The sequence below is a fragment of the Hanstruepera sp. CR43 genome, assembly GCF_055227665.1.
In genome coordinates this window covers 1297927-1321050 of sequence record NZ_CP200078.1, presented here as the reverse complement: position 1 = coordinate 1321050, position 23124 = coordinate 1297927, and the positions used below count along the sequence as shown (strand labels likewise).

Sequence of the window (23124 nt, the reverse complement as noted above, 5' to 3'; positions counted from 1 at the left end):
TTTACAAAAAACAAACACAAATTTTAATTTAATAACAGCAAATGAAATTATCACACTTTAATTTTAATCTACCAGATGAATTGTTGGCCGAATATCCTTCTGAAAACAGGGATGAAGCACGATTAATGGTTCTTAATAGAAAAGATGAAACTATCGAGCACAAATACTTCAAAGATTTAATTGATTATTTTGATGAAGATGATGTGATGATTTTAAACAATACCAAAGTATTTCCTGCCAGACTTTATGGTAATAAGGAAAAAACGGGTGCTAGAATTGAGGTGTTTTTGTTACGCGAATTAAATGAGGAACAGCGTCTATGGGATGTTTTAGTTGATCCAGCTAGAAAGATTAGAATTGGTAACAAATTATACTTTGGAGATGATGAAACGTTAGTAGCTGAAGTTATAGACAATACAACATCCAGAGGTCGTACACTTCGTTTTTTATATGATGGATCCTACAGGGATTTCAGAATGAAATTAAACGAGTTAGGTGAAACACCTCTGCCAAAATACATAAAACGTAATGTAGAGCCAGAAGATGAAGAGCGCTATCAAACCATCTTTGCTAAAACTGAAGGTGCAGTTGCGGCACCTACAGCTGGTCTGCATTTTTCAAAACATTTATTAAAACGTTTGGAAATTAAGGGCATAAATTTTGCTGAAATCACGTTGCATGTTGGTTTGGGGACTTTTAATCCTGTTGAGGTAGAGGATCTATCTAAACATAAAATGGACAGTGAGGAGATTATTATTAATAAACCTGCCGTTGATACTATAAACAAGGCTATCAAAAATAAGAAGCGTGTTTGCGCGGTTGGAACTACGGTTATGCGAGCGGTTGAAAGTTCTGTGTCATCCAGTGGTACTTTAAATGAATTTGAAGGTTGGTCCAATAAGTTTATCTTCCCACCTTATGATTTTAGTATTGCCAATTGTATGATTACCAATTTCCATACACCAAAATCTACATTACTAATGATGGCATCTGCTTTTGCAGGACACGATTTTATTAAAAGGGCCTATGAAGAAGCTGTAAAGGAAAAGTACAAGTTTTACAGTTATGGTGATGCCATGTTAATTTTATAAATTATATAAGGCCTTGTTTTTACAAGGCTTTTTTAATGATACTAATATTTTTGAAACTACATGCAGATTCAAAAAAGAGATATACGAGCACTGACTAAAGAGCAATTAAGGGATTTCTTTGTTAAGGAAGGCGACAAGGCCTTTCGTGGTAACCAAGTTTATGAATGGCTTTGGCAAAAGTCCGCGCATTCTTTTGATGATATGACCAATATATCAAAAGAAACGAGAGCCATGTTGGAAGCAAACTTTGTGATCAATCACATTAAGGTTGATTCAATGCAAAAAAGTAGTGATGGAACCATTAAGAATGCAGTTAAATTGCATGATGGTCTGATTGTTGAATCTGTTTTGATTCCTACAAAAAGTAGAACAACAGCCTGTGTATCAAGTCAAGTGGGCTGTAGTTTGGACTGTAAGTTTTGCGCCACGGCTAGGTTAAAACGTATGAGAAACTTAAACCCTGACGAAATTGTGGATCAGGTTGTAGCCATCGATAAGGAAAGCCGATTATATCATAACAGACCATTGAGCAATATTGTATTTATGGGAATGGGTGAACCGCTCATGAATTATAATAATGTTTTAAAAGCCATTGATAAGATTACATCCCCTGAAGGTTTAGGGATGTCACCAAAACGTATTGTCGTTTCAACTTCAGGAGTACCAAAAATGATAAAAAAAATGGCAGATGATGAGGTTAAATTCAAACTGGCCGTATCGCTTCACTCTGCAATTGATGAGGTCAGAACATCTATTATGCCCTTTAATGAAACCTTTCCACTCAAGGATTTAAGGGAAGCTTTAGAGTATTGGTATGCCAAAACCAAAAATAGAATTACCTATGAATATGTGGTTTGGAAAGGCATCAATGACCAAGAAAAAGATATCAAGGCATTAGTGGATTTTTGCAAGTTTGCACCTAGTAAGGTGAATTTAATTGAGTACAACCCTATTGATGACGGTGTTTTTCAGCAGGCTAGTTCAGAAGCTATTGATCGCTACGTTTCCGTTTTAGAACGAAATAATATAACCGTTACTGTCAGACGGTCGCGAGGTAAGGATATAGATGCTGCCTGTGGTCAACTGGCGAATAAAAGTTAAAAAAAAAAGCGACTAATCATAGTCGCTTTTTTCTTTGAAATTATTGAATAATTATCTTTTTCCGTTTAATGGCATTGGAAGCAGGGTCCGAAACTTCAACAATATAGATGCCAGCGGTAATGTTTTTAACATCAATTTCTTGAGACTCAAGTCTAGTATGGCCTTGTATTAATTGTTTTCCGGTCATAGATAAAACACGATATTCTGCCTCTCCATTAATATTGGAAATGGTAACAATTCTATCTCTGCAGGCAATATTGATGGCTTTATTCAATGCAAAGTCATCAACGCTTAATGTTGTTTGAACCGAGAAGTCATCAACCATAAACATATATCTGTCAGCTGATATACAATGAATACCTATTCTAACATCTTGACCATCGTAATCAGATAAACTATAAGTGTCTTCTGTCCAAACACCAAAAGGAGCCGTTTCAGAAGCACCAGATATTAAGGTGAAATCACTAGATGACATGGGTGTTCCAGCTCCAACATAAACACCAACCTGATAGTTTTCTGGACCGTAAGTGTTTGATAAAGCCTTAACATAAAAGGTCACAGAATTTCCTGATTCGGCGAGTGATATCACTGGTGAGATTAACCAGTCATCATTGGCATTGATGCCTCCCCCAGGGACTGAAGCCCATGCGCCAGCATACTTGGCACCACTTCTTGGGTCGAAATCCCTTGTTTCGCCATCGCTGCCATCTGAATTGGTAACAGGACTAGGTGTGGTTGTTGATGGATTAAATATTTGATAAGCCATTGCCGCATTGGCATTTGGATATGTTGGGGCGTCTACACCGCCTGTGTAAGTTGGTAGGCCATCTATATCCAATGTGATCCAATCGCCAATACCTGTTATTATAAAATCAGTATAACTTTCAAAATCATCTTCAAACAATGTCGTTTGGGAAAAAGAGATGAAAGAAATGAATAAAAAGGATAGTAAAGTAATTTTTTTCATAGTGGTGAAGTTTAAGATTATGAAGCATCAAATTACGAAAAAATATGCTGATTTCCACTTATTTAACATATGTATGTAAAAAACCAAACAGGCACTTAATTTTAATGTTAGTTTTTAAATGGCTTTTTTAGTAGGTTTGTTAAACCAATTATAGTCTTTCATTTCTTTGAAAATTGTAGAACAAATAAAGCAACCAGTTGCCTATGAGATGGAGCTCTTCGAGCAGAAATTTCAATTGTCAATGTCTTCAAAAGTTGCTTTGCTCAATCGAATTACCCATTACATAGTTAATAGAAAAGGCAAACAAATGCGACCTATGTTTGTTTTTTTGGTCGCTAAAATGGTTGCTAATGGTGAAGTTAGAGAGCGCACATATCGTGGGGCATCAGTAATTGAGCTTATTCACACCGCTACACTGGTTCATGACGATGTAGTTGATGATAGTAACAGACGTCGTGGATTTTTTTCCATTAATGCGCTGTGGAAAAATAAAATTGCTGTATTGGTTGGTGACTATTTACTGTCAAAAGGGCTGTTACTCTCAATCGATAATAATGATTTTGATTTGTTAAAGATTATTTCAATTGCGGTGAGAGAGATGAGTGAAGGGGAGTTGCTACAAATAGAAAAAGCCAGAAAGCTAGACATTACTGAAGCGGTCTATTACGAAATTATTCGTCAAAAAACGGCTACCTTAATTGCTGCTTGCTGTAGTTTGGGGGCGGCTTCTGTAAAACCAGATTCGCAGGATATTGAAAAAATGAGGCGATTTGGTGAACTCATAGGTATGGCATTTCAAATCAAGGATGATCTATTTGATTATGGTGAAGAAAAAATTGGAAAGCCTACAGGGATTGATATTAAGGAGCAGAAAATGACATTGCCTTTAATTTATGTTCTGAATAATGTGTCTAAAAAAGATAAAAGCTGGCTTATTAACTCGATTAAAAATCATAATAAGAACAAAACGCGAGTTAAGGAAGTTATTGCATTTGTTAAGGAAAATGACGGACTAGAGTATGCAATAAACAAAATGAAAGCGTTTCAGGCTGAAGCATTAAATATACTCAAGACCTACCCAGAATCTACTTACAGGTCATCTTTAGAATTAATGGTCAATTACGTGATCGAACGTAAAAAATAATTTTTTTCATAGTCAGGCAACCATTTGCATCATAATTGCGTCTTTATAAATAGAAGTTTCAATGAAAGCTATTTTGAAGGTTATTCAACTTTATAAAAATAATAATGAGCTAATCAATAAAGCTGCCAAAGGCAATCGCGAAGCCCAAAACAGACTTTACAGTATCCATGCTCCCAAAATGTTGAGCGTTTGCCGTTATTACATCAGTGATGTGCAACATGCTGAAGAGGCTATGCTCAATGGATTTTATAAAGCGTTTATAAATCTCAAAAAGTTTGAAGATAAAGGAAGTTTTGAAGGTTGGTTACGAAAAATTATGGTCAGAGAGTCTATCTCATTTTTAAGAAGTCAAAAAAATGTTGAGTTTTTTGAAGAAGATATGGCCTCCCAAAATAGCTATGAAAGCAACATTCAAAGTAATCTTGAAGTAGCTGCCATTCAGCAACTAATAGACAATCTGCCTTCAGGTTATAGAATGGTATTTGTAATGTATGCTGTAGAAGGTTATAAACACCATGAAATTGCCGAGCTACTGGATATTTCCGAAGGAACTTCAAAATCACAGTTGTACAAGGCGCGACAAATCCTACAACAACAAGTTAAAGAATTAAATAATCAAAATTATGGCACCAATTAAGTTTGAAGACAATATAAAAGAAAGATTGGAGAAGCGTACCATTACACCATCTTCAAAATCATGGGATACCCTTTCAAATAGACTGGATAGCCATGAAAACAAAAATAGCAACAAAATTTTTTGGTATGTGGGTGTTGCGGCGAGTATTGTGGGAATTTTAATTTTAGTAAATGGATTGTTTTTTAATCCCACAATTCCAATAGAAAACATACCTAACGTTGTCGACACAGAAGAACTAAACTCTAAAAATACAGTTGAAACGGTAGCTGGAGAAACCAATGAAAATTTACAGAAGCAACAAAAAACGGTTGCTGATGAGAATTTTAAATCAACACCAGAAGCCAATAGTAAACTTGTTTCGCAACATACTGCAACGACTAATAGGCAAGAGAATCCTTCTGTTAGCGCGAAAAGTAATCAAACAATTAATCAAAATAACAAAGTGGAGGTTTTAAAAAATGGCCACAAGAAACCATTAAGTAATATTGAAAGTAATGGGTTTGAGGAAGAAGTCATAGAAGAGCGCATAGCTATTAATAATCAACAGAATGTCATTGACGCGACAATTTTGGATTCTGAAATCGAAACCTTATTAAGTGAAGCGCAATTACAGATAGAATCAGAAAACGTCAAGCGATCGGTTGATGCCAATAGTTTATTGCAGGATGTTGAGGACGATTTGGAACAATCCTTCAGAGATAAAGTATTTGAAACTATAAAAACAAATTTCAAGAAAGTAAAAACGGCTGTTGCAGACCGTAATAATTAAAATCATCAATTAAAAAACAAACAGTTATGCAAAATTTTACAAAATTTCTAGTAGTCATCGCACTAGTAATTGCAGTTCAACAAATGGCTGCACAAGAACCAGATAATGGCGATCAAATTGAACAGCTAAAGGCACAAAGAGAGTATGTTCAAAACAGTGAAAAAGATGCTTTGAAGCGCGAGGTTGAAGCAATCAATGAACGACTGGATAATGACGAAATATCACTTGAAGAAGCAACACAGCTTAAAAAAGAACTCGCTGAAAAACATGCTCTAAATATTGAAAACAGATTGGCAATTATTGATAATCGCATTGCTTTATTGGAACGCAATGAGCATGTGGATTATGATACGGGAGCCAATCTAGAAGGTTATATTCTAGAGATTGGAAAAAATGAAGATTCAGACGAATATGATATCGGTAGTATATACATAGGTCCTCACAAAAAGCGCAAACCTCGAGTTTATGACCGTAGAACGACCAGTGATTTGGTTTTTGCCATAGGTTTCAACAATGCTATAATTGAAGGGCAATCATTAAATGATTCACCTTATAAAATAGGTGGTTCTGGTTTCGTGGAATTAGGTTGGGCATGGAAAACACGTGTATTTAAAAATACCAATGCCATGAGGATAAAATATGGTTTGTCATTCCAGTGGAATAAACTGGATATTAAAGACAATCTCTATTTCACGGAAACCAATGATGTGGTTACATTGGAAGAATACCCTCTAAATCTGAAAAAATCTAAATTCAGGACGACCAATTTGGTTGTGCCAATCCATTTCGAGTTCGGGCCTTCTAAAAAGATTGAACGTGAAGATTACTTTAGGTATTCAACATATCGAAAATTTAAAGTTGGTGTTGGAGGCTATGGTGGACTGGTATTACAATCACTTCAAAAATTGAAATATACTGAAGATGGGCAAAAACAAAAGGATAAATTCAAGGATTACAACACCAACAATTTTGTCTATGGAGTCAGTGGTTATATTTCATGGGGAAATGTTGGAATCTATGCTAAATACGATTTGTCTACTATATTCAAGGATCAGGCAATTGATCAAAATAACATATCATTAGGTATTCGTTTTGATATGGACTAGTGTTAATTGAAAAGAAATCTCGATACAAAGTATCGAGATTTCTTTCTAAACTGTCATTCACGTGAAAACGGGAATCTAAATATGAATTAGTTAAAAAAAGGCTGCAAGTTTTTCTTGGAGCCTTTTTTCATGTAACTATTAATTTTAAAAACAATAAGATTATGTTACTTTTACGGTAACAAGAATTTAACTGAAATTGATAGCCAAAACCACCATAGACCAAGTGTTTGAAACCGCCCGAGTAGAAGAGGTTATTGGTGATTTTGTTCAATTAAAGAAGTCTGGAAGCAATTATAAAGGATTGAGTCCTTTTAGTGATGAACGAACACCAAGTTTTATGGTGTCTCCTGTTAAGCAAATCTGGAAGGATTTTTCAAGTGGTAAAGGTGGCAATGTGGTAGCTTTTTTAATGGAGCATGAGCATTTTACTTATCCTGAAGCTATTAAGTATTTAGCAAAAAAATACAATATTGAAATTGAAGAAACTGAGCAAACCAATGAGGACAAGGAAAAAGCCAATGAGCGAGAAAGCCTCTATTTGGTAAACGAGTTTGCCAATAACTATTTTCAGAAAACCCTTCATAAAACAGATCCTGGCAAAGCCATTGGCTTAAGCTATTTCAAAGAAAGAGGTTTTGCAGAGGAGACCATTAAGAAATTTGATCTTGGATATTCGCTTGATGAATGGGAGGCCTTTACCAACGAGGCTATTAAAAAAGGTTATAAGCTGGAATATCTTGAAAAAACGGGATTAACGATTGTTAAGGAAGAGAAGCGTTTCGACAGATTTAAAGGACGCGTTATGTTTCCTATTCAAAGTATGAGTGGTCGAGTTCTAGGTTTTGGAGGCAGAATTTTAACCAATGATAAAAAAGCGGCTAAATATTTAAACTCGCCTGAAAGCGATATCTATCATAAAAGTAAAGTGCTTTATGGTATTTATCATGCAAAGCAAAGTATTGCCAAAGAAGATAATTGTTATTTGGTTGAAGGGTATACCGACGTCATACAATTACACCAATCAGGAATAAAAAATGTGGTGTCATCCTCGGGTACGGCATTAACTCCAGAACAAATCAGGCTTATTAACCGATTGACCAAAAACATCACTGTTTTATTTGATGGTGATGCGGCTGGATTACGAGCATCCTTACGTGGCATTGATTTGATTTTGGAACAAGGCATGAATGTGAAAGTATGTACCTTTCCTGAAGGGGATGATCCGGATAGTTTTGCTAAAAACAATACACTGGAAGAAATTACCTTATATCTGTCGGAACATGCTCAAGATTTTATCCAATTTAAAGCTTCTTTATTGTTTGAGGTATCAAAAAACGATCCTATAAAAAAAGCAGAAACGGTTCGTGACATTGTCAATAGTATATCCAAAATTCCCGATCGTATAAAAAAAGAGATTTACATTCAGGAATGTGCCCGAATTATGGATATCAGTGAAGAAGTCTTATTCAGTACACTGGCACAAATCAATAAAAAACAATTTCAAGATACCAATAAACAATATCAGCAGGAACAAAAGGCATTTGAAGTTATTAAACATAAACAGCCCGTAAAAAAGGTTGATATCCAGTATGAATTGGAGCGAAAAATCATTCAAATATTGTTATTGTATGGTAATGAAAAAGAGGAATTTGAAGATCTGATTTTAAAAGAAAATGACCACAATGAGTTGGTTTTGGAGCCTGTTAAACATGAGGCTAAAGTATTTGAAAAGATATACCTGGATTTGCAGGATGATGAGATGCAATTCTCAAATGAAAATTTCAGGGAGTTATATTATACCATTATCGATACGTTGAATCAAAATCCAGATTTTGCTATTGAAAGTTTTATTCATACGGTCACTCCGGAAATTGCCAATGAAATTACTACTATTTTAATGGAAGATGAACGTTATGTGCTGTCTAATTGGGAACGAAAAAACATATTTCCAAAGGAAAAACAACATACTATTTCACAGCTTGTTAGCGAAACAATTTTGAGTTTACGGTGTTATTTAATTGAACAAAAAGTCACCGAATTTAAGCAAGAAACATTAGATGCTAAAAATCAAGTGAATAAAAATATTCTAGAAGAAGTTAAAGACTATTCCAGCTTAAAAATGTTGTTATCGCGAAAATTAAATAGGGTCTTATAATTCCAGAAGTTTTGCACGGCTAATTAAGTCCACAATATTATTCACGTTCAATTTTTTCATCAAGCGCGCTTTATAGGTACTCACAGTTTTCTCATTAATGTTGAGTTCATTGGCAACTTCTTTGTTTTTTCTTCCAGAGGACAATAATTTTAATACTTCAATCTCTCTGGTTGAAAGCTTTTTATAAACGGATCCAGATCTGGTAACCCGTCGGCCCATGGTCATCTGTTGTGCGATATCATTACTCAAATAGGTGCCGCCTTCATAAACTTTGATGATAGCTTCTTTCAAGGTAATAATATTAGCTGTTTTATTGAGATAGCCTTCAGCACCAGCCTTAATAGTATTAATGGCATAAATTTCTTCAGGTTGAGAAGAAAACATGATGGTTTTTACTTCAGGATATTCTCGTTTTAAACGTCTCAATGCCGTAATACCATTGAGTTTGGGGAGATCAATTTCACTTAAAATGATATCTATACGATGTTCTTTTAAAAAGTCAAAAATGGCCTCACCATTTTCTACACCACCAACAACTTGTATTTGTGGTGACGTGACGAAAAGTAGTTCAAGACCTTTCCTAATAATTGGGTGGCTATCAGCAACCAACAGTTTAATCATTACTTAAAAGTTTTAGACATTAACACTGTTGAGGCAATGATGTATTAGCATATACACTACAGTAAAGATATAAAAATCATTACGATTTGTAGAATTTATTTTAAATTCTTTGGAATTTCGCAAATGGGTATCGGTATCATTTTGTGCTTGTTGGCCGTATTGAAACGTTTATAGATTTTGAACACATCTTTACTGCGTCCAGTAAAATCATCAACCGTTTTGCCCTGATCATCCATGAGCATGGCCCACTCAAGCTCTGGGTAAGAGGCACCTATTTGGTCCTCGTCGGTTCTATCATCTCCCCATAAACCATCTGTAGGAGCAGCATCAATGATTTCTTGATTAATGTTTAAAAACTTACCAATTTCATAAACTTCAGACTTCATCAAGTCAGCAATAGGGCTTAAATCAACACCGCCATCACCATATTTTGTGTAAAAGCCTACCCCGAAATCTTCCACTTTATTGCCAGTGCCTGCAACTAATAGTTTATTTAGTGCAGCAAAATAATACAAAGTTGTCATACGAAGTCTGGCTCGTGTATTAGCTAAAGACATAAAACGATCTTCTTCTTTCTCAACACTTGGTAGTACATCAATAAGATTGTCAAAAACAGGCGTTAAATTAACTTCAACTTTTTTGACAGTATCAAAATTTGATTGCAACCAATCAATGTGGTTCATGGCTCTGGTAACTTGCGATTTTGCTTGGTGAATAGGCATTTCTACACATAGCAGTTCTAGGCCCGTTTTAGCACAAAGGGTTGATGTAACAGCTGAATCAATTCCACCTGATATCCCTATAACAAATCCGTTAACTTTTGCGTTATTAGCATAATCTTTGAGCCAATTTACAATATGGTCTATGACTTTTTCTGTGTGCATTTTGTAGAGGTTTTTAAGCAAAGTAATGTACCTTTGCTTCACAAAAGTAAATCAATAAGATTAGTTATAAAAATTAATAGTTTGAACAGTAACATGAGGTTTATAATTATACTATTTTCTTTCGGAATGCTGGTTTCCTGTAATCAAGAATCTAAAGTTGAGGCTGAAATATCCAAGATTGATGTTGATTTCGTTGTTGAACGATTTGATATGGCAATGCATGAAGCCGAAGCCAAAGATTTGCCAAGGCTAAAAGAGGCTTATCCTTTCATGTTTCCAGATCGCTATGACGATGAATTTTGGATTGCGAGAATGCAAGATACCTTGCAACAAGAACTGATAACAGAGTCAACAAAAGCCTTTGATGATTTTATTGATGAAGAAGACGATATTACGAAATTGTTTCAGCACTTGAAGTACTATTTCCCAGAATTTAGTACACCTAGAGTAATCACCACAACATCATCTGTTGATTACAGAAATAAAGTCATTGCTACCGATACGATAGTATTGATTTCTATTGATACGTATCTAGGAAAGGATCATGAGTTTTATAAAGGGATTCAGCATTATTTACGACAAAATTTTGAAAGGGAACAAATGGTTGTTGATATGGCAAATGCCTATGCTGAAAAATATGCATTTCAGGTTAATCGAAAAACATTGTTAGATGAGATGGTTTATTTTGGGAAACTCCTTTATTTTAAGGATATCATGATTCCATTTAAGTCAGATGCTCAAAAAATAGGTTATACTGATGAGCAAATGGAGTGGGCAAAATCTAATGAGTTTTTTATTTGGAATCATTTTATTGACAAGGAATTATTGTATAGCACTGATTCCAAATTACCATCTCGATTTATAAACCCAGCACCTTTTTCAAAGTTTTATTTGGAGGTGATTGACAGAGAATCTCCCGGTAGGATAGGGCAATTTATTGGTTGGCAGATTGTAAAATCATATATGGCCAATAACGATGTTGGCTTAAAGGATATGATGACAAAAGAACCCATAGAAATTTTTAATAATTCAAAATACAAACCACAAAAATAATGGCAAATATAAAATCGACTATTGAACTAACAGTAGAATTGGATGAGAATCGTGTTCCTGAAAATTTAAGTTGGACTGCAGAAGATGGTGGGATCAATAATGAAGAAGCCAAAGCGATGCTGTTGTCTGTTTGGGATCACAAATCTCAAGAAACACTGCGAATAGACCTATGGACCAAAGATATGCCTGTTGATGAAATGAAGGTGTTTTTTCACCAGACGCTAGTGGCGATGAGTGATACGTTTAACAGAGCCACGCAAGACGAAAAAATGACGGCAACCATGAAGGACTTTTGCGATTATTTTGCTGAAAAGTTAGAACTAAAAAAATAAAAAAGGCTGGATATTTCCAGCCTTTTTTATTGAGAAAAAATTTGTTAGTCTTTATTTGGAGCCAAATATTTATAAACGATACCAGCGAGAATAGCTCCAACGATAGGGGCTACCCAGAATAACCATAACTGACCTGTTGCCCAATCGCCTACAAATAATGCTTGACTGGTACTTCTAGCAGGATTCACGGATGTATTGGTTACAGGAATACTGATAAGATGTATTAAAGTCAATGCTAAACCAATGGCTAACCCGGCAAATCCAGGAGAGGCATTTTTATGGGTTGCTCCTAGAATCACGATTAAGAACATAAAAGTCATAACTATTTCTGTGACGAGTGCTGATGTCATATCGTATCCCATTGGTGAATGTTCACCATAGCCGTTGGCGGCAAAACCATCAGATAGGCTGAATGAATCGATACCACTTGCCATTAGATACAAAATACCAGCACCTGCAAGACCACCTAATACTTGCGATACAATGTAACCCGGTAATTCTTTCCCATCAAATCTGCCACCCATCCATAGACCGATGGAAACAGCTGGATTAAAATGAGCTCCAGAAATGTGTCCTAAGGCATAGGCTCCTGTTAAAACAGTTAAGCCAAAAGCCAATGCTACACCTGCAAATCCAATACCTAAATCAGGTATTCCTGCAGCTAAAACAGCACTGCCACAGCCACCAAGGACAAGCCAAAGGGTTCCAATAAATTCTGCTAAAAGTTTTTTCATAATTTAATTGTTTAATTAGTTTATAGTTATGACACCAATTTTTAAATGATGTCACTTAAAATTAGTTTATTTTTAATTATTAAACAACTTAAAATGAGAGGCTTATTTACTGTAGGTGTTATTTACTCTATGTTTTTGACACAACGAAAACCTAAATGGTTTTGTCCGGAATCTGTTGAAGTAGCCATTCGCGATGTTGAACGGTAATTGGAACAATATTGCTCACTACACAAAAAGGAACCACCTTTAATTACGCGTTTTTGAGTCACATAAGGATCATTTGGGTCAAAGCTACTTTCTGGACCTGTTGGATTATAACATAATTTTGTTCCATTGGATAAGTATAGTTTTTTGGTGTCTGGTCGATACCAATCACTGGTCCATTCCCAAACATTTCCAATCATGTCATAAAGCCCAAAAATATTAGCTGGATAAGTTTTTACAGGAGCAGAAGTTTCAAAACCATCTTTCTGTGTGTTATTATGAGGGAAATCTCCTTGAAAAAAATTTGCTAAATAGGTTCCTTGTGGTGTTAGTTCCTTGCCCCAAACAAATTGATTGTTATTGTCTGAACCTCTCGAGGCAAATTCCCATTCAGCCTCGGTTGGTAAACGTTTTCCAGCCCATGCAGCATAAGCTTGGGCATCTTCATAGGCAATGTGAACCACAGGATGATTGTCTTTACCTTCAATAGAGCTATTAGGGCCCTGAGGGTGTTTCCAGTCGGCACCATTAATCCATCGCCACCATTGACTATAATCGTTTAAATTAACGGCATCAGAAGGCGGGGAAAAAACCGAGTGATCCGGGTTGCAATAGCGAGTCATGAGGTTTTGGAGTGCCAGCAGGCAGGTCTTTTTTTATTTGCTCCCAATCCACAGGTCTTTCTGAAACAGTCACGTAACCTGTTTCATCAACAAACTTTGTAAATTGAGCATTGGTTACTTCGGTTTCATCCATAAAAAATGGATCTACTTTTACCAATACTTCGGGGCCTTCGTCTTTTTCAGCATAGGCTTCACTGCTACCCATAGTAAATGTTCCGCCAGGAATATAGACCATCCCTTTTGGTACTGCTTTAGTTTCAGGATTAATAGCGGTTTCTTTTATTTCAATGGTCTTCGTATTGTTGTCGTTGCAATTCAATAGAAACAAGCTTAATATAACTATAGGAAGGAAGTAGTGTTTCATAAAGTAAAAAGTGTGATTAAAGATAGTATAAAATTATAAAGGGAACACCATGTTAGTACAAGTGTTCCCTTTTATGATCAATAATTAATTAACACAAACTATTGACTCATCATTAAGCGTTTGGCTTCTGCTTCTAGGTCCATATATGGTGTCCCTTCAACTGTAACTCCAACTGCTTGTATGGTTCCACCTTCAAACTCACCAGGAGATTTGTATAAATTACTCACATTATCACCACTATCATAACCCACACACAGACCGTCACCTGATAAGGTGAATTTTGCTGGTTGCGTTCTCATAGCACCTTCAGCAACAACTTCTTCATTAATGTATAATTTGGTTTGCCCTAATGACTCACCATATTCACCTTGGTTTTCCTTTACGAATTCCATTCCTAAAGTATATTTTCCAGGTTTTAAGGTTGTATTGGAAACAAATACCTGTTCTGGTTTAATGCCCAAGAAATTATACACATAATATAATTTTTTGTCTTTTATGAAAAGTGCATGCCCTCCAAAGCGAGAACCATGAGCAAAAATAACACCTGAAGCATCTGGATCGCTTATTTCAACATTAGCCAAGATTTTGTAGTTTCTACCTCTAATGTTTGCAGCTACACCTTCAGGAACTGGAGCTGTATGTGGATAGTAAACATATCGATCTTTTTTAGCTTCTTGAGATGGTCTTTCAATGGTTAATAATTCAGCTGGTCCTCTATCATCTAGAGGTAATACTTTGTTGATTTCGGCTTGCTTGAACCATTCGTCTATCAATTCTTGTAATTTTTCAGGGTTTTCTTCGGCAAGATTATTTGTTTCAGAACGATCTTCAGCTACATGATATAATTCCCAAACGTCTTTATCAAAATTTCCTTTTCCAGAAATAGGCGCGTGAACTGCTGCTGCTTTCCAGCCATCTTTCCAAATACCTCTGGTTCCCAACATGCAATAGTACTGCACTTCTTTTTGAGTTGGAGCATCTGGTTCTGCATCAAACGAGTAAACCATAGAAACGCCAGAAAGTGGCGTTTGCTCTACACCATTGTATACCTTTGGCATTTCAATACCGCAGGCTTCTAATAATGTTGGTACAATATCGGTTGAATGATGATATTGATGACGAATTTCACCTTTGGCTTTTATACCTTTTGGCCAAGAAATTACTAATGGGTCATTGGTACCACCAGCATATTGCGAATAACGCTTAAACATTTTAAAAGGCGCTGAAAATGCTGCAGCCCAGCCAGTAGGGAAGTGGTTATAAGTATCTGGCCCTCCGAGAACATCTAAATATTTCATGTTTTCCTCTAATTCATCTGGATAGCCATTAAAGAATTTATTTTCATTTACAGAACCGTTTGGACTTCCTTCTCCAGATGCGCCATTGTCAGCAGCATAAAGTACTATGGTATTTTCCAATTGTCCAGTTTCTTCTAAATAATCAATGATTCTGCCAACTTGGGCGTCTGTGTATTCTGAAAATCCAGCATAAACTTCGGCCATTCTTGAGAACAGTTTTTTCTCATCGGCATTTAGTTCATCCCAAGGGCGCACATAATCTCCCGGATTAGCCATATCTTCAGGCATAGGGTTGAAATCAGCCATACCTGTATTTTCAGGAAGAACACCTTTGTCTTTCATTCGTTTTACAACCCAATCACGGTAAGCATCGTAACCATCATCAAACATCCCTTTGTACTTGGCCGTGTATTCCGCAGGAGAGTGGTGTGGTGCGTGGTTGGCACCAGGGTTAAACCACATATAGAATGGTTTTGATGGATTCGTAGCATTTTTATCACGCAACATAGAAATAGCTTGATCTGCTAAATCTTTTGACAAGTGATAGCCTTCTTCAGGAGTTGCAGGAGCTTCAATAAAATGATTATCCATGACCAAATCTGGATACCAGTTATTGGTTTCTCCTCCTAGGAATCCATAAAAACGGTCAAACCCAATTTGGGTAGGCCATTCAGCTCGACTACCACCAGGTGCTACGTCCTGTTCAGGGACATTATGGTTTTTACCAATCCAAAATGTACTCCAACCGTTATCTCTCAAAATTTGAGCGAATGGTGCACAATCATCTGGAACACGACCATTGGAACCTGGGAAACCATCGGCAGTTTCTGTAATAGAAGCCATTCCATTTAAGTGGTGGTTTCTACCTGTTAGTATGGTAGAACGGGTTGGTGAACATAATGCGGTAGTATGCCATTGGGTATACGTTAATCCATTAGCTGCCAGACGATCCATAGTTGGCATGTTAATGCGACCTCCATAAGGAGACCACGCTCCTAAACCAGTATCATCATAAAGAACAAATAAGATATTTGGTGCGCCTTCTGGTGCTGATTTAGGTGTATATGCAGACCAATCGGATTCTGAATCACGAATGTCCAGAGCAATCTTTCCTTTAAAACCATCATCTGTTGTTGTGGTTTTGGTTTCAGTAGTTTCTTGCTTTGTATTGCAAGAAACAATAAGTGTTAAGCAAAATGTCAAGAGTAACGTATAGAAAACATTAAACTTTGTTTGTTTTTGATTTTTCATTTTTGGTTATTAATGTGATTAATTTAAGCTGTGTAAAATTAGTGTAAAGGCTTTTTTAAAAAAATATCATTTGATAGCTTTTAGTTTTTTTTTGATGCGATGTAGAGTCAGTGGTTTTATACCCAAAAAACTAGCAATGTGTTTGTCAAAAGTCGATTCAAGATATAACGGATTAATATCAACTAAATCTAAATAACGCTCTTCAGAATTCATGGAAACAAATGTGTGAATTCTATGTGAAAATGCTTGAATGATTTCTTTTAGAATATTCAAATACATGTTCATGATTTCCGGGTTTTCATAACCCATAGATTCCAATTTTTCAATGTCGAATTTCAAAACATGAGTTTCTCCAATAGCTTCCGTGTTTAATATTTGAACTTGATTACTAAATACCCTGGGGTCTCCAAAAATGTATCCTTTCGATCTAATATGGTAAATACGTTCTTGACCATTTTCATCGATGCTGTAAGCTCGAGAGGATCCTTCGAGTATTAAAAAAACATTTTTGTCTGTTCGCCCACTTTTTTGAATTATTTCCTTGTTTTTATAAATGTTATAATTGGACATTTTAAGAAAGATATCGACTTCTTTGTTTTTTAAATAGGGGTAAAATGTTTTAACCAGATGTTTTATCTCTGATTTTGAAAGCGTCATAATTAAGTGTTTATTTTAATTCGAAAGGGTAAACAACTTTCCAATCATTTTTCATGTCAATCACCGTCCAGCCGTTCTTACTCGCGTCATCCAAACCTTTGTTCAACCTACCGATATGGGATTCTCTATCGTAGGCCCATTCCCTGATTGAGTCGGTATGATGCAAGTAAAGACCGAATCTCGGATAACCACTTGCGGCAGTTGTCCATTGCAGCATTTGATAATCACCATCGGAATTTCCGGATGCAAAAACGGGTCGCTTTCCAATGTATTGATGAATACCAACAGGCTTTCCTTCTTTATCGTCTATAAAATTAAGTTCTGATTGCTTTACTAATATAGGTTGACCATTTTCTCCTATTTCAAATTTCACCTTATTAGAACTTCCTACTACTTGATCTGGTGGAATGCCATAAGCTTCTTCAACCCAAACACGCATAAAATCAACACCACCGCCAGAAACAATAAAGGTTTTGTAGCCGTTATCACGTAAATAGTTTAATAACTCTACCATTGGCTGGTATATCATCTCGTTATAATGTAAGCCTGTTTTCGGATGGGTTGCTGAAGCTAACCATTTTTTGACATTGTTGTTGAATTCATCTGTTGTCATACCTCCATGTGTTCCCATTGCCATTTCCAAAAGGGCATGTTCACCTCCTGCTAAAGCTGTTTTTAAATCGTCTTCCAAAATAGCCTTGAAGGGTTGCTCGTTTAGCCATTCTGGATGTTCAGGGGCCATTCGTTTAATTTCATCGATGATATAAAACAATTGAAAATACATGGGTTGTTCAGACCAAAGATTACCATCATTATCAAAGACTGCAATTCTATCAGCTTTAGGGATAAAACCTTCACCAACTTCAGTGGTTGTCAATTCAACAAAATCAAGAATGGCTGTTTTGGTGTTTCCCTCATTCCATGAGGGTAATGGATCTATCACGTCACTTGTTTCAACAACTGTTTCAGAATCTGAAGCAGTTTTTTCTGCCTCCTTGCATCCAACTATTATTAAGGCAATAACTGTAAGAACTAAATATTTCTTCATAGAACTCTCTTTTAGACAAAAAGCTACGTCCAATAAAGACGCAGCTTTTTTAAAGCTTCTGTTAATTACTTTTAGTGACCATAGCTTCAATTTGCTTTTCAACTTTACCTAAACTCCAGTCACCAGCTGTTTGGCTGGGTGGGTATTCCTTAAAGGTGGATAGAAAATTAAAGGCATAACTCTGAATGGCTATTAAGATATAGGCTCTATCAATATACCAATCATAATAGGTGTTGGATCCGTAAATTGCTTTTTCAAATGGATCACGTCTTAAATTGGTTAATAGTGGTGCTCTTAACTCCACAAAAGGCTCCAACCAAATTTGTAATTGACGTGCCCTATTTTCTAAAAATGTTGCTTTCCAATCACCATATCGGAGTGCTGCAATTGAACCGCCATCATTCACATAAATAAATCCTTCCCTAGGAGATTCTTTTACCTTGCCTGTTAAATAATCCAGTTGATTATAACCATCGATATGATTCTTGTATGATCGACCGTTTAGCGTTGCGCCTTTCTTTAGTTGCTCTTTAACATTTGGATTACCAGCAATGGCAGCAAAAGTTGGTAGCCAATCTTCATGCGCCACTATCCCATTTAAAGTTACATTTTCAGGAAAATGCCCAGGCCATCGCACAAATGCAGGTACTCTATAGGCACCTTCCCAGTTCGAGTTCTTTTCACCATGGAATGGTGTTGTGCCGGCATCTGGCCAGGTATTATAGTGAGGACCATTATCGGTAGAATACATGACAATAGTATTATCAGCAATACCCAATTCGTCCAATAAATCCAATAATTCTCCTACATGCATGTCATGCTCAATCATACCATCGGTATATTCATCATGACCTGGATTACGCATATCATCTTTAACATGAGTTCTAAAATGCATGCGTGTACTATTCCACCAAGTAAAGAACGGTTTTCCAGCTTTGTGTTGTTCTCTTATAAAGCGTTTAGCTTCTTCCAAAGTTTCATAATCAACTGTTTCCATACGTTTTTTGGTCAGTGGTCCTGTATCTTCTATTCGTTGACCACCTTTACCATCAGCCCAACTGTGAATAACACCACGAGGTCCAAATTTTTCTCTGAAAGTTTGCCCGTCTTTTAAAACCATATCACCTGGATAGTCAAAGTTTTCAGGTTCTTCTTCCGCATTTAAGTGGTATAGATTTCCAAAGAATTCATCAAAACCATGCATCGTAGGTAGATGTGCATCTAAATCACCTTGGTGATTCTTACCAAATTGCCCTGTGGTATAACCTTGACTTTTAAGAACTGTTGCCATAGTCACATCGGTTTTTTGCCAACCTTCTTTAGCTCCTGGCATACCTACTTTTGTCATACCTGAACGCACAGGAACGCTTCCTCCAATAAAGGCAGCTCGTCCTGCTGTACAACTTTGTTGGGCATAATAATCAGTGAAGCCAACACCTTCTTTTGCGATGCGATCAATGTTTGGCGTCATATAGCCCATCATCCCACGGTTATTGTGGCTAATGTTCCATGTGCCTATATCGTCTCCCCAAATTACCAAAATATTGGGCTTTTTATTGTTTTGTGAAACTGCCAGCAGAGGAACCAATGCTAACAGAAAAAGAATGTTTAATTTTTTCATTTGGTTTAGTTTATCGATTAATAGTAATTTAAAATAGCCTGAAATTATTCTTTTTTGACTTCTACAATTTCGTACATGTTCTTACCATCAACCTGTATTGGCTGATAATATGTTTCTCCAAATTGTACATAGGTGACATCACCAATTTTTACTTCCTCACCACCTTCAGGTAAGCCAGGTACGATGGTTCCTGCTGTAGCAGGTACAACAATATAGCCATCTTTGTTTTGCTCGTAAAAGGCTCCACCGTAATAATAATTGGTAGTATTGTTGACTTCAACTTTTTCAGCTTCATCAGGAATATCGGATACCTGTGCTCCAACAGGAGCCTGAACAGCAACAAAGCCATCTTCAGTTTTTAAATAATAGTTGCCGTTTTCATAGTGATATTCTTCATCATCGTCATTATTATCATTAACAATGCTAACTATTATAGCTGTTGTTGCCAGAGAAGTGACAAAATAACCCCATGGATGATAATAAGGTCCCCAATAAAATGGGACAAATGGGTGATAGAAATAAGGCATATGACAATAGTAATGAAACCCACCGTAAACATAAGGCGGTCTGACATAAACGCGGGGACTTGGTCTTACTACCGTATTCCGTCTATTAATATTAATATTTTTACTGTTGTCTATATTTATATTATTTCTTCTATTTCCACTATTGATATTATTCCCATTGCCTCGATTTCCTGTTCTGTCTTTAATGTTGGAAGTTTTTTTGTCTCGCGTATTTAACTTCGGAGCGGCATTATTATTTTTTCTGTCAGCAATTTTAGAATTTCCGGTAGTAGGTCGATTTGTACTTCTATTTGTGGTACGGTTTTTTGAAAAATCACGACTACTTGCTTTACTATGGCCACCATTAATGGATCGAGATGGTGTTCTGGTTGTGGTTGCTGGTCTCGTTGTTGCCCTATTTCTGCTTGAACTTCTGTTAATTGTCGCTCGGTTATTAGATGGTCTACTAGTAGCAGGTCTTGACATTGAGTGTCCGCCTCCTCTAGACATGGTTCGGCCACCGCCACGAGACATACCATGACCCATACGTTGCGCCAATAATTCGGACGGCATGATCAATGCAATAAATACTAGGGTTAAACCGAGAATTTGTTTTAGGCTTTTTGTTTTCATTTTAGTTGGTTTAGCAAAAGTTTAGAATTAGGATTTTTTTAAAATACTGATTAGGCTCGCATTGGGAGGCGGCAAAAAATCAAACACAGAATCAGGAATATTGGGGTTTAAACTCCAGTTACTAAAGGTAGCTTCATATTGTAAATTGGACTTTTTCTTGTAAATCATTACGAAATGTTTGGGCAACATATATGTTTTATTGGAAATCCATAATTGAACATTCAAATCTGAATTGGTTGCCATGATATGATAGCACTCTTCATTACCGATCATCTTTTTTCCAAGAAATTTAATGGTGTCAAACTGCTCCATCATGTCATCAGTAAAATTGGGATAGAAGAAATCGGCAGCGGGAAATTGAAAATCATAATTGATGTGCATTTCATCAATCATTTCAAGCGTCGTTTCAGGAGCTTCAAGGGTTACATAATTATTTTCATCAAAGTTGTAATAGGAAAGATATTCCCCGTCATACCACAAGCCTTTATTTCCTTCAGAGCCATTTATTCTGGCCATCATTTTATCAGGTCCAGAAAACGACACAGTGGATTTTGAATAATACTTCTCGATTTCGTTGTCACTATTCATCTTATCAGTAGAATTATTTAGATCAAATGAAACGGATTCCAAATCACCTATAACATCTGCCATTTTATCTAAAATAAAAATAGCTGTTGAATCATGATCTTTTGTAACCTGTGAAAAAGTGAAAATTGTAAAAAAGAGAAAACAGAATAATAACAAATAGTTTTTCATAATTTGGTTGGTTGAAAAGTGTCAATTTTTTCTTTGTAAGAAAATAAAGATAGTTAATTTCTTTGAAATCAGAAACTTCCAAATAAAGGCAATTATAAAAATTAACGGTTTTTTAAAATAGATTTTCCGATTCCGAGCAGGTTTCTATAACAGATTGTAAAAAAAAACAGTAGAGTAGGAAAACAATAGGTAAGAATATTACAAAATCTATTGAATTGAATGGCATTATTCCATTGGGTTATTTAGCAATATTATAATAGTTTGCTTAAAATACTTAAAGTAAATTCATTTAATTACCATTCGTTGATTCTGTTTGAATCAAGTTTTATAAAAATGAACAATAAGATTGTAAATCCCCATAAACCTGAACCACCATAACTAAAAAAGGGAAGGGGAATACCAATAGTTGGGATTAAACCCATGACCATACCAATATTAATCATAAAATGAAAAAACAAAATAGAAGCAACACTATAGCCATAAACACGACTAAATTGTGATTTTTGTAATTCGGCTAACCGCAATATTCTTAAAAGTAGTAATACAAAAACAACAACTACCATGGCACTACCCAAAAAGCCCCATTCTTCACCAACAGTACTAAAAATATAATCGGTATGCTGTTCAGGTACAAATTTTCCAGTTGTCCGAGTACCTTCTAAAAACCCTTTGCCTTTAAAGCCACCTGCACTAATGGCTTTTTCCGATTCATAAAGATTGTATAAAATATCGCGACGCATTTGCTCTATCTTATCGGGATCCTTTTCAAGACGTAGCCATAAGCTTATACGATCTTGTTGATGAGGTTGCAATATTTTTTGATAGAAGAAATTGACTCCAAAAGTGATTATCATAGCCGCTAACAGCATAGCAATAGGTTGAATAATGGAAGGTCTTTTTTTTCGTAAAAAATGAAAAGTAAAAATCAAGACACTTGCTGAAGCTATGGTGATTAATGAGCCAAATTTAAGTGCCGCAATTGAAATAAGCCCAAGAATAACGATAATTGATAAATAAATTCTAGGTAATCCCTCTCGGTATAGGACAAAAAAGAAAGAGCCGTAAACCAAGGTGCTTCCTGCGTCATTTTGAAGTAAAACCAATATGGCAGGTAGCGCAATAATGATACAAAGTCTTATTTGATCTTTGAAGGATTTTATGTCCGTATTCATATCACTAATGTATTTTGCAACTGCCAAGGCTGTTGCAGCTTTGGCAAACTCGCTGGGTTGGATGGTCATCCCGCCAATGCCATACCATGAGGTTGCACCATTGACATTCTTGCCAAAAAGAAACAGTCCAACCAAAGACAACAAACCAATCAGGTAAATAATACTTGAAAATCGCTCATAAAACTTGGCTTCTATGGACAATAGTAAAATTATCAGTAAAAAGGTTAGTAGTATAAAAATAAGTTGCTTTCCGTAAGGTTGCGAAAAATCAAAGTAGTCTATACTTTCACCAATATGGGAAGCCGATAAAATGTTCATCCAACCAAAACCAACTAGCAATAGGAAAAGAACAATCGTTATCCAATCAAATTTAAAATATCTATCGGTTTGTTCCATT

The 23124-nt window shown here is 35.9% G+C and carries 22 protein-coding genes; 9 read left to right on the top strand and 13 right to left on the bottom strand.

Going from position 1 to position 23124, the window contains the following annotated elements; translation table 11 throughout:
* Positions 1-41: 41 nt before the first annotated feature.
* Entirely contained in the window at positions 42-1091 is a 1050-nt protein-coding gene (queA, locus tag ACKXGU_RS06105; RefSeq protein WP_463467168.1) for a tRNA preQ1(34) S-adenosylmethionine ribosyltransferase-isomerase QueA, read from the top strand.
* A 60-nt stretch (positions 1092-1151) separates the two neighbouring features.
* Entirely contained in the window at positions 1152-2192 is a 1041-nt protein-coding gene (rlmN, locus tag ACKXGU_RS06100) for a dual-specificity RNA methyltransferase RlmN (RefSeq protein WP_463467167.1), read from the top strand.
* Between the two features lie 40 nt (positions 2193-2232).
* Here the strand turns inward: rlmN and ACKXGU_RS06095 are convergent, their stop codons facing one another.
* On the bottom strand, positions 2233-3159 hold the full coding sequence (locus tag ACKXGU_RS06095) for a choice-of-anchor J domain-containing protein (RefSeq protein ID WP_463467166.1): 927 nt from the start codon (positions 3157-3159) through the stop codon (positions 2233-2235).
* 166 nt (positions 3160-3325) lie between these two features.
* On the opposite strand from ACKXGU_RS06095, the gene ACKXGU_RS06090 reads away from it, so the two are divergent.
* The 5 genes from ACKXGU_RS06090 (at position 3326) to dnaG (ending at position 8970) form a co-directional block, all read left to right on the top strand.
* Entirely contained in the window at positions 3326-4303 is a 978-nt protein-coding gene (locus ACKXGU_RS06090; protein ID WP_463467165.1) for a polyprenyl synthetase family protein, read from the top strand.
* A gap of 61 nt (positions 4304-4364) precedes the next feature.
* Complete coding sequence (locus ACKXGU_RS06085; protein WP_463467164.1) at positions 4365-4940, top strand: RNA polymerase sigma factor; 576 nt, start codon at positions 4365-4367, stop codon at positions 4938-4940.
* Positions 4927-5709 (top strand): hypothetical protein, encoded by a 783-nt coding sequence (locus tag ACKXGU_RS06080; RefSeq protein ID WP_463467163.1) that lies wholly within the window; start codon positions 4927-4929, stop codon positions 5707-5709. The genes ACKXGU_RS06085 and ACKXGU_RS06080 overlap by 14 nt, the downstream gene beginning before the upstream one ends.
* 26 nt (positions 5710-5735) lie before the next feature.
* Positions 5736-6815, top strand: coding sequence for a hypothetical protein (locus ACKXGU_RS06075; protein WP_463467162.1), 1080 nt, complete (start codon positions 5736-5738; stop codon positions 6813-6815).
* 196 nt (positions 6816-7011) lie between these two features.
* Positions 7012-8970, top strand: coding sequence for a DNA primase (dnaG, locus tag ACKXGU_RS06070; protein ID WP_463467161.1), 1959 nt, complete (start codon positions 7012-7014; stop codon positions 8968-8970).
* On the opposite strand, the gene ACKXGU_RS06065 is transcribed toward dnaG, so the two are convergent.
* The gene (locus tag ACKXGU_RS06065) at positions 8965-9591 is read right to left on the bottom strand and encodes a response regulator (protein ID WP_463467160.1); all 627 of its coding nucleotides are present in this window, start codon (positions 9589-9591) and stop codon (positions 8965-8967) included. The two genes, dnaG and ACKXGU_RS06065, sit on opposite strands and share 6 nt — an antisense overlap.
* Before the next feature lie 95 nt (positions 9592-9686).
* Positions 9687-10475: an NAD(+) synthase gene (gene nadE / locus ACKXGU_RS06060; protein ID WP_463467159.1), complete on the bottom strand. Its 789-nt coding sequence runs from the start codon at positions 10473-10475 to the stop codon at positions 9687-9689.
* Between the two features lie 93 nt (positions 10476-10568).
* Here nadE and gldB point away from each other — a divergent pair, with 93 nt between their 5' ends.
* Both gldB and gldC read left to right on the top strand, forming a co-directional pair.
* Positions 10569-11528 carry a gliding motility lipoprotein GldB gene (gene gldB / locus ACKXGU_RS06055; protein ID WP_463467158.1) on the top strand — a complete coding sequence of 320 codons (960 nt, stop codon included), beginning with the start codon at positions 10569-10571 and terminating at the stop codon, positions 11526-11528.
* Complete coding sequence (gene gldC / locus ACKXGU_RS06050; RefSeq protein ID WP_463467157.1) at positions 11528-11860, top strand: gliding motility protein GldC; 333 nt, start codon at positions 11528-11530, stop codon at positions 11858-11860. Before gldB ends, gldC begins: the two co-directional genes overlap by 1 nt.
* 44 nt (positions 11861-11904) lie before the next feature.
* Here the strand turns inward: gldC and aqpZ are convergent, their stop codons facing one another.
* The 10 genes from aqpZ to rodA form a co-directional block, all read right to left on the bottom strand.
* The gene (gene aqpZ, locus ACKXGU_RS06045) at positions 11905-12594 is read right to left on the bottom strand and encodes an aquaporin Z (RefSeq protein ID WP_463467156.1); all 690 of its coding nucleotides are present in this window, start codon (positions 12592-12594) and stop codon (positions 11905-11907) included.
* Positions 12595-12716: 122 nt separating this feature from the next.
* Entirely contained in the window at positions 12717-13421 is a 705-nt protein-coding gene (locus ACKXGU_RS06040; RefSeq protein WP_463467155.1) for a formylglycine-generating enzyme family protein, read from the bottom strand.
* Positions 13372-13785, bottom strand: a complete 414-nt coding sequence (locus ACKXGU_RS06035) for a formylglycine-generating enzyme family protein (protein ID WP_463467154.1) — start codon at positions 13783-13785, stop codon at positions 13372-13374. Before ACKXGU_RS06035 ends, ACKXGU_RS06040 begins: the two co-directional genes overlap by 50 nt.
* 98 nt (positions 13786-13883) lie before the next feature.
* Positions 13884-16334, bottom strand: a complete 2451-nt coding sequence (locus ACKXGU_RS06030; RefSeq protein ID WP_463467153.1) for an arylsulfatase — start codon at positions 16332-16334, stop codon at positions 13884-13886.
* Positions 16335-16400: 66 nt separating this feature from the next.
* The gene (locus tag ACKXGU_RS06025; protein ID WP_463467152.1) at positions 16401-16991 is read right to left on the bottom strand and encodes a Crp/Fnr family transcriptional regulator; all 591 of its coding nucleotides are present in this window, start codon (positions 16989-16991) and stop codon (positions 16401-16403) included.
* Between the two features lie 10 nt (positions 16992-17001).
* Positions 17002-18039: an HAD family hydrolase gene (locus tag ACKXGU_RS06020; protein ID WP_463467151.1), complete on the bottom strand. Its 1038-nt coding sequence runs from the start codon at positions 18037-18039 to the stop codon at positions 17002-17004.
* Positions 18040-18100: 61 nt separating this feature from the next.
* On the bottom strand, positions 18101-19660 hold the full coding sequence (locus tag ACKXGU_RS06015; RefSeq protein WP_463467150.1) for an arylsulfatase: 1560 nt from the start codon (positions 19658-19660) through the stop codon (positions 18101-18103).
* Positions 19661-19704: 44 nt separating this feature from the next.
* Positions 19705-20799, bottom strand: coding sequence for a DUF6515 family protein (locus ACKXGU_RS06010; RefSeq protein WP_463467149.1), 1095 nt, complete (start codon positions 20797-20799; stop codon positions 19705-19707).
* A gap of 27 nt (positions 20800-20826) precedes the next feature.
* Positions 20827-21555 (bottom strand): DUF2092 domain-containing protein, encoded by a 729-nt coding sequence (locus ACKXGU_RS06005; RefSeq protein ID WP_463467148.1) that lies wholly within the window; start codon positions 21553-21555, stop codon positions 20827-20829.
* 293 nt (positions 21556-21848) lie between these two features.
* A complete protein-coding gene (rodA, locus tag ACKXGU_RS06000; RefSeq protein WP_463467147.1) occupies positions 21849-23123 on the bottom strand; it encodes a rod shape-determining protein RodA in 1275 nt (424 codons plus the stop codon).
* Position 23124 lies beyond the last annotated feature (1 nt).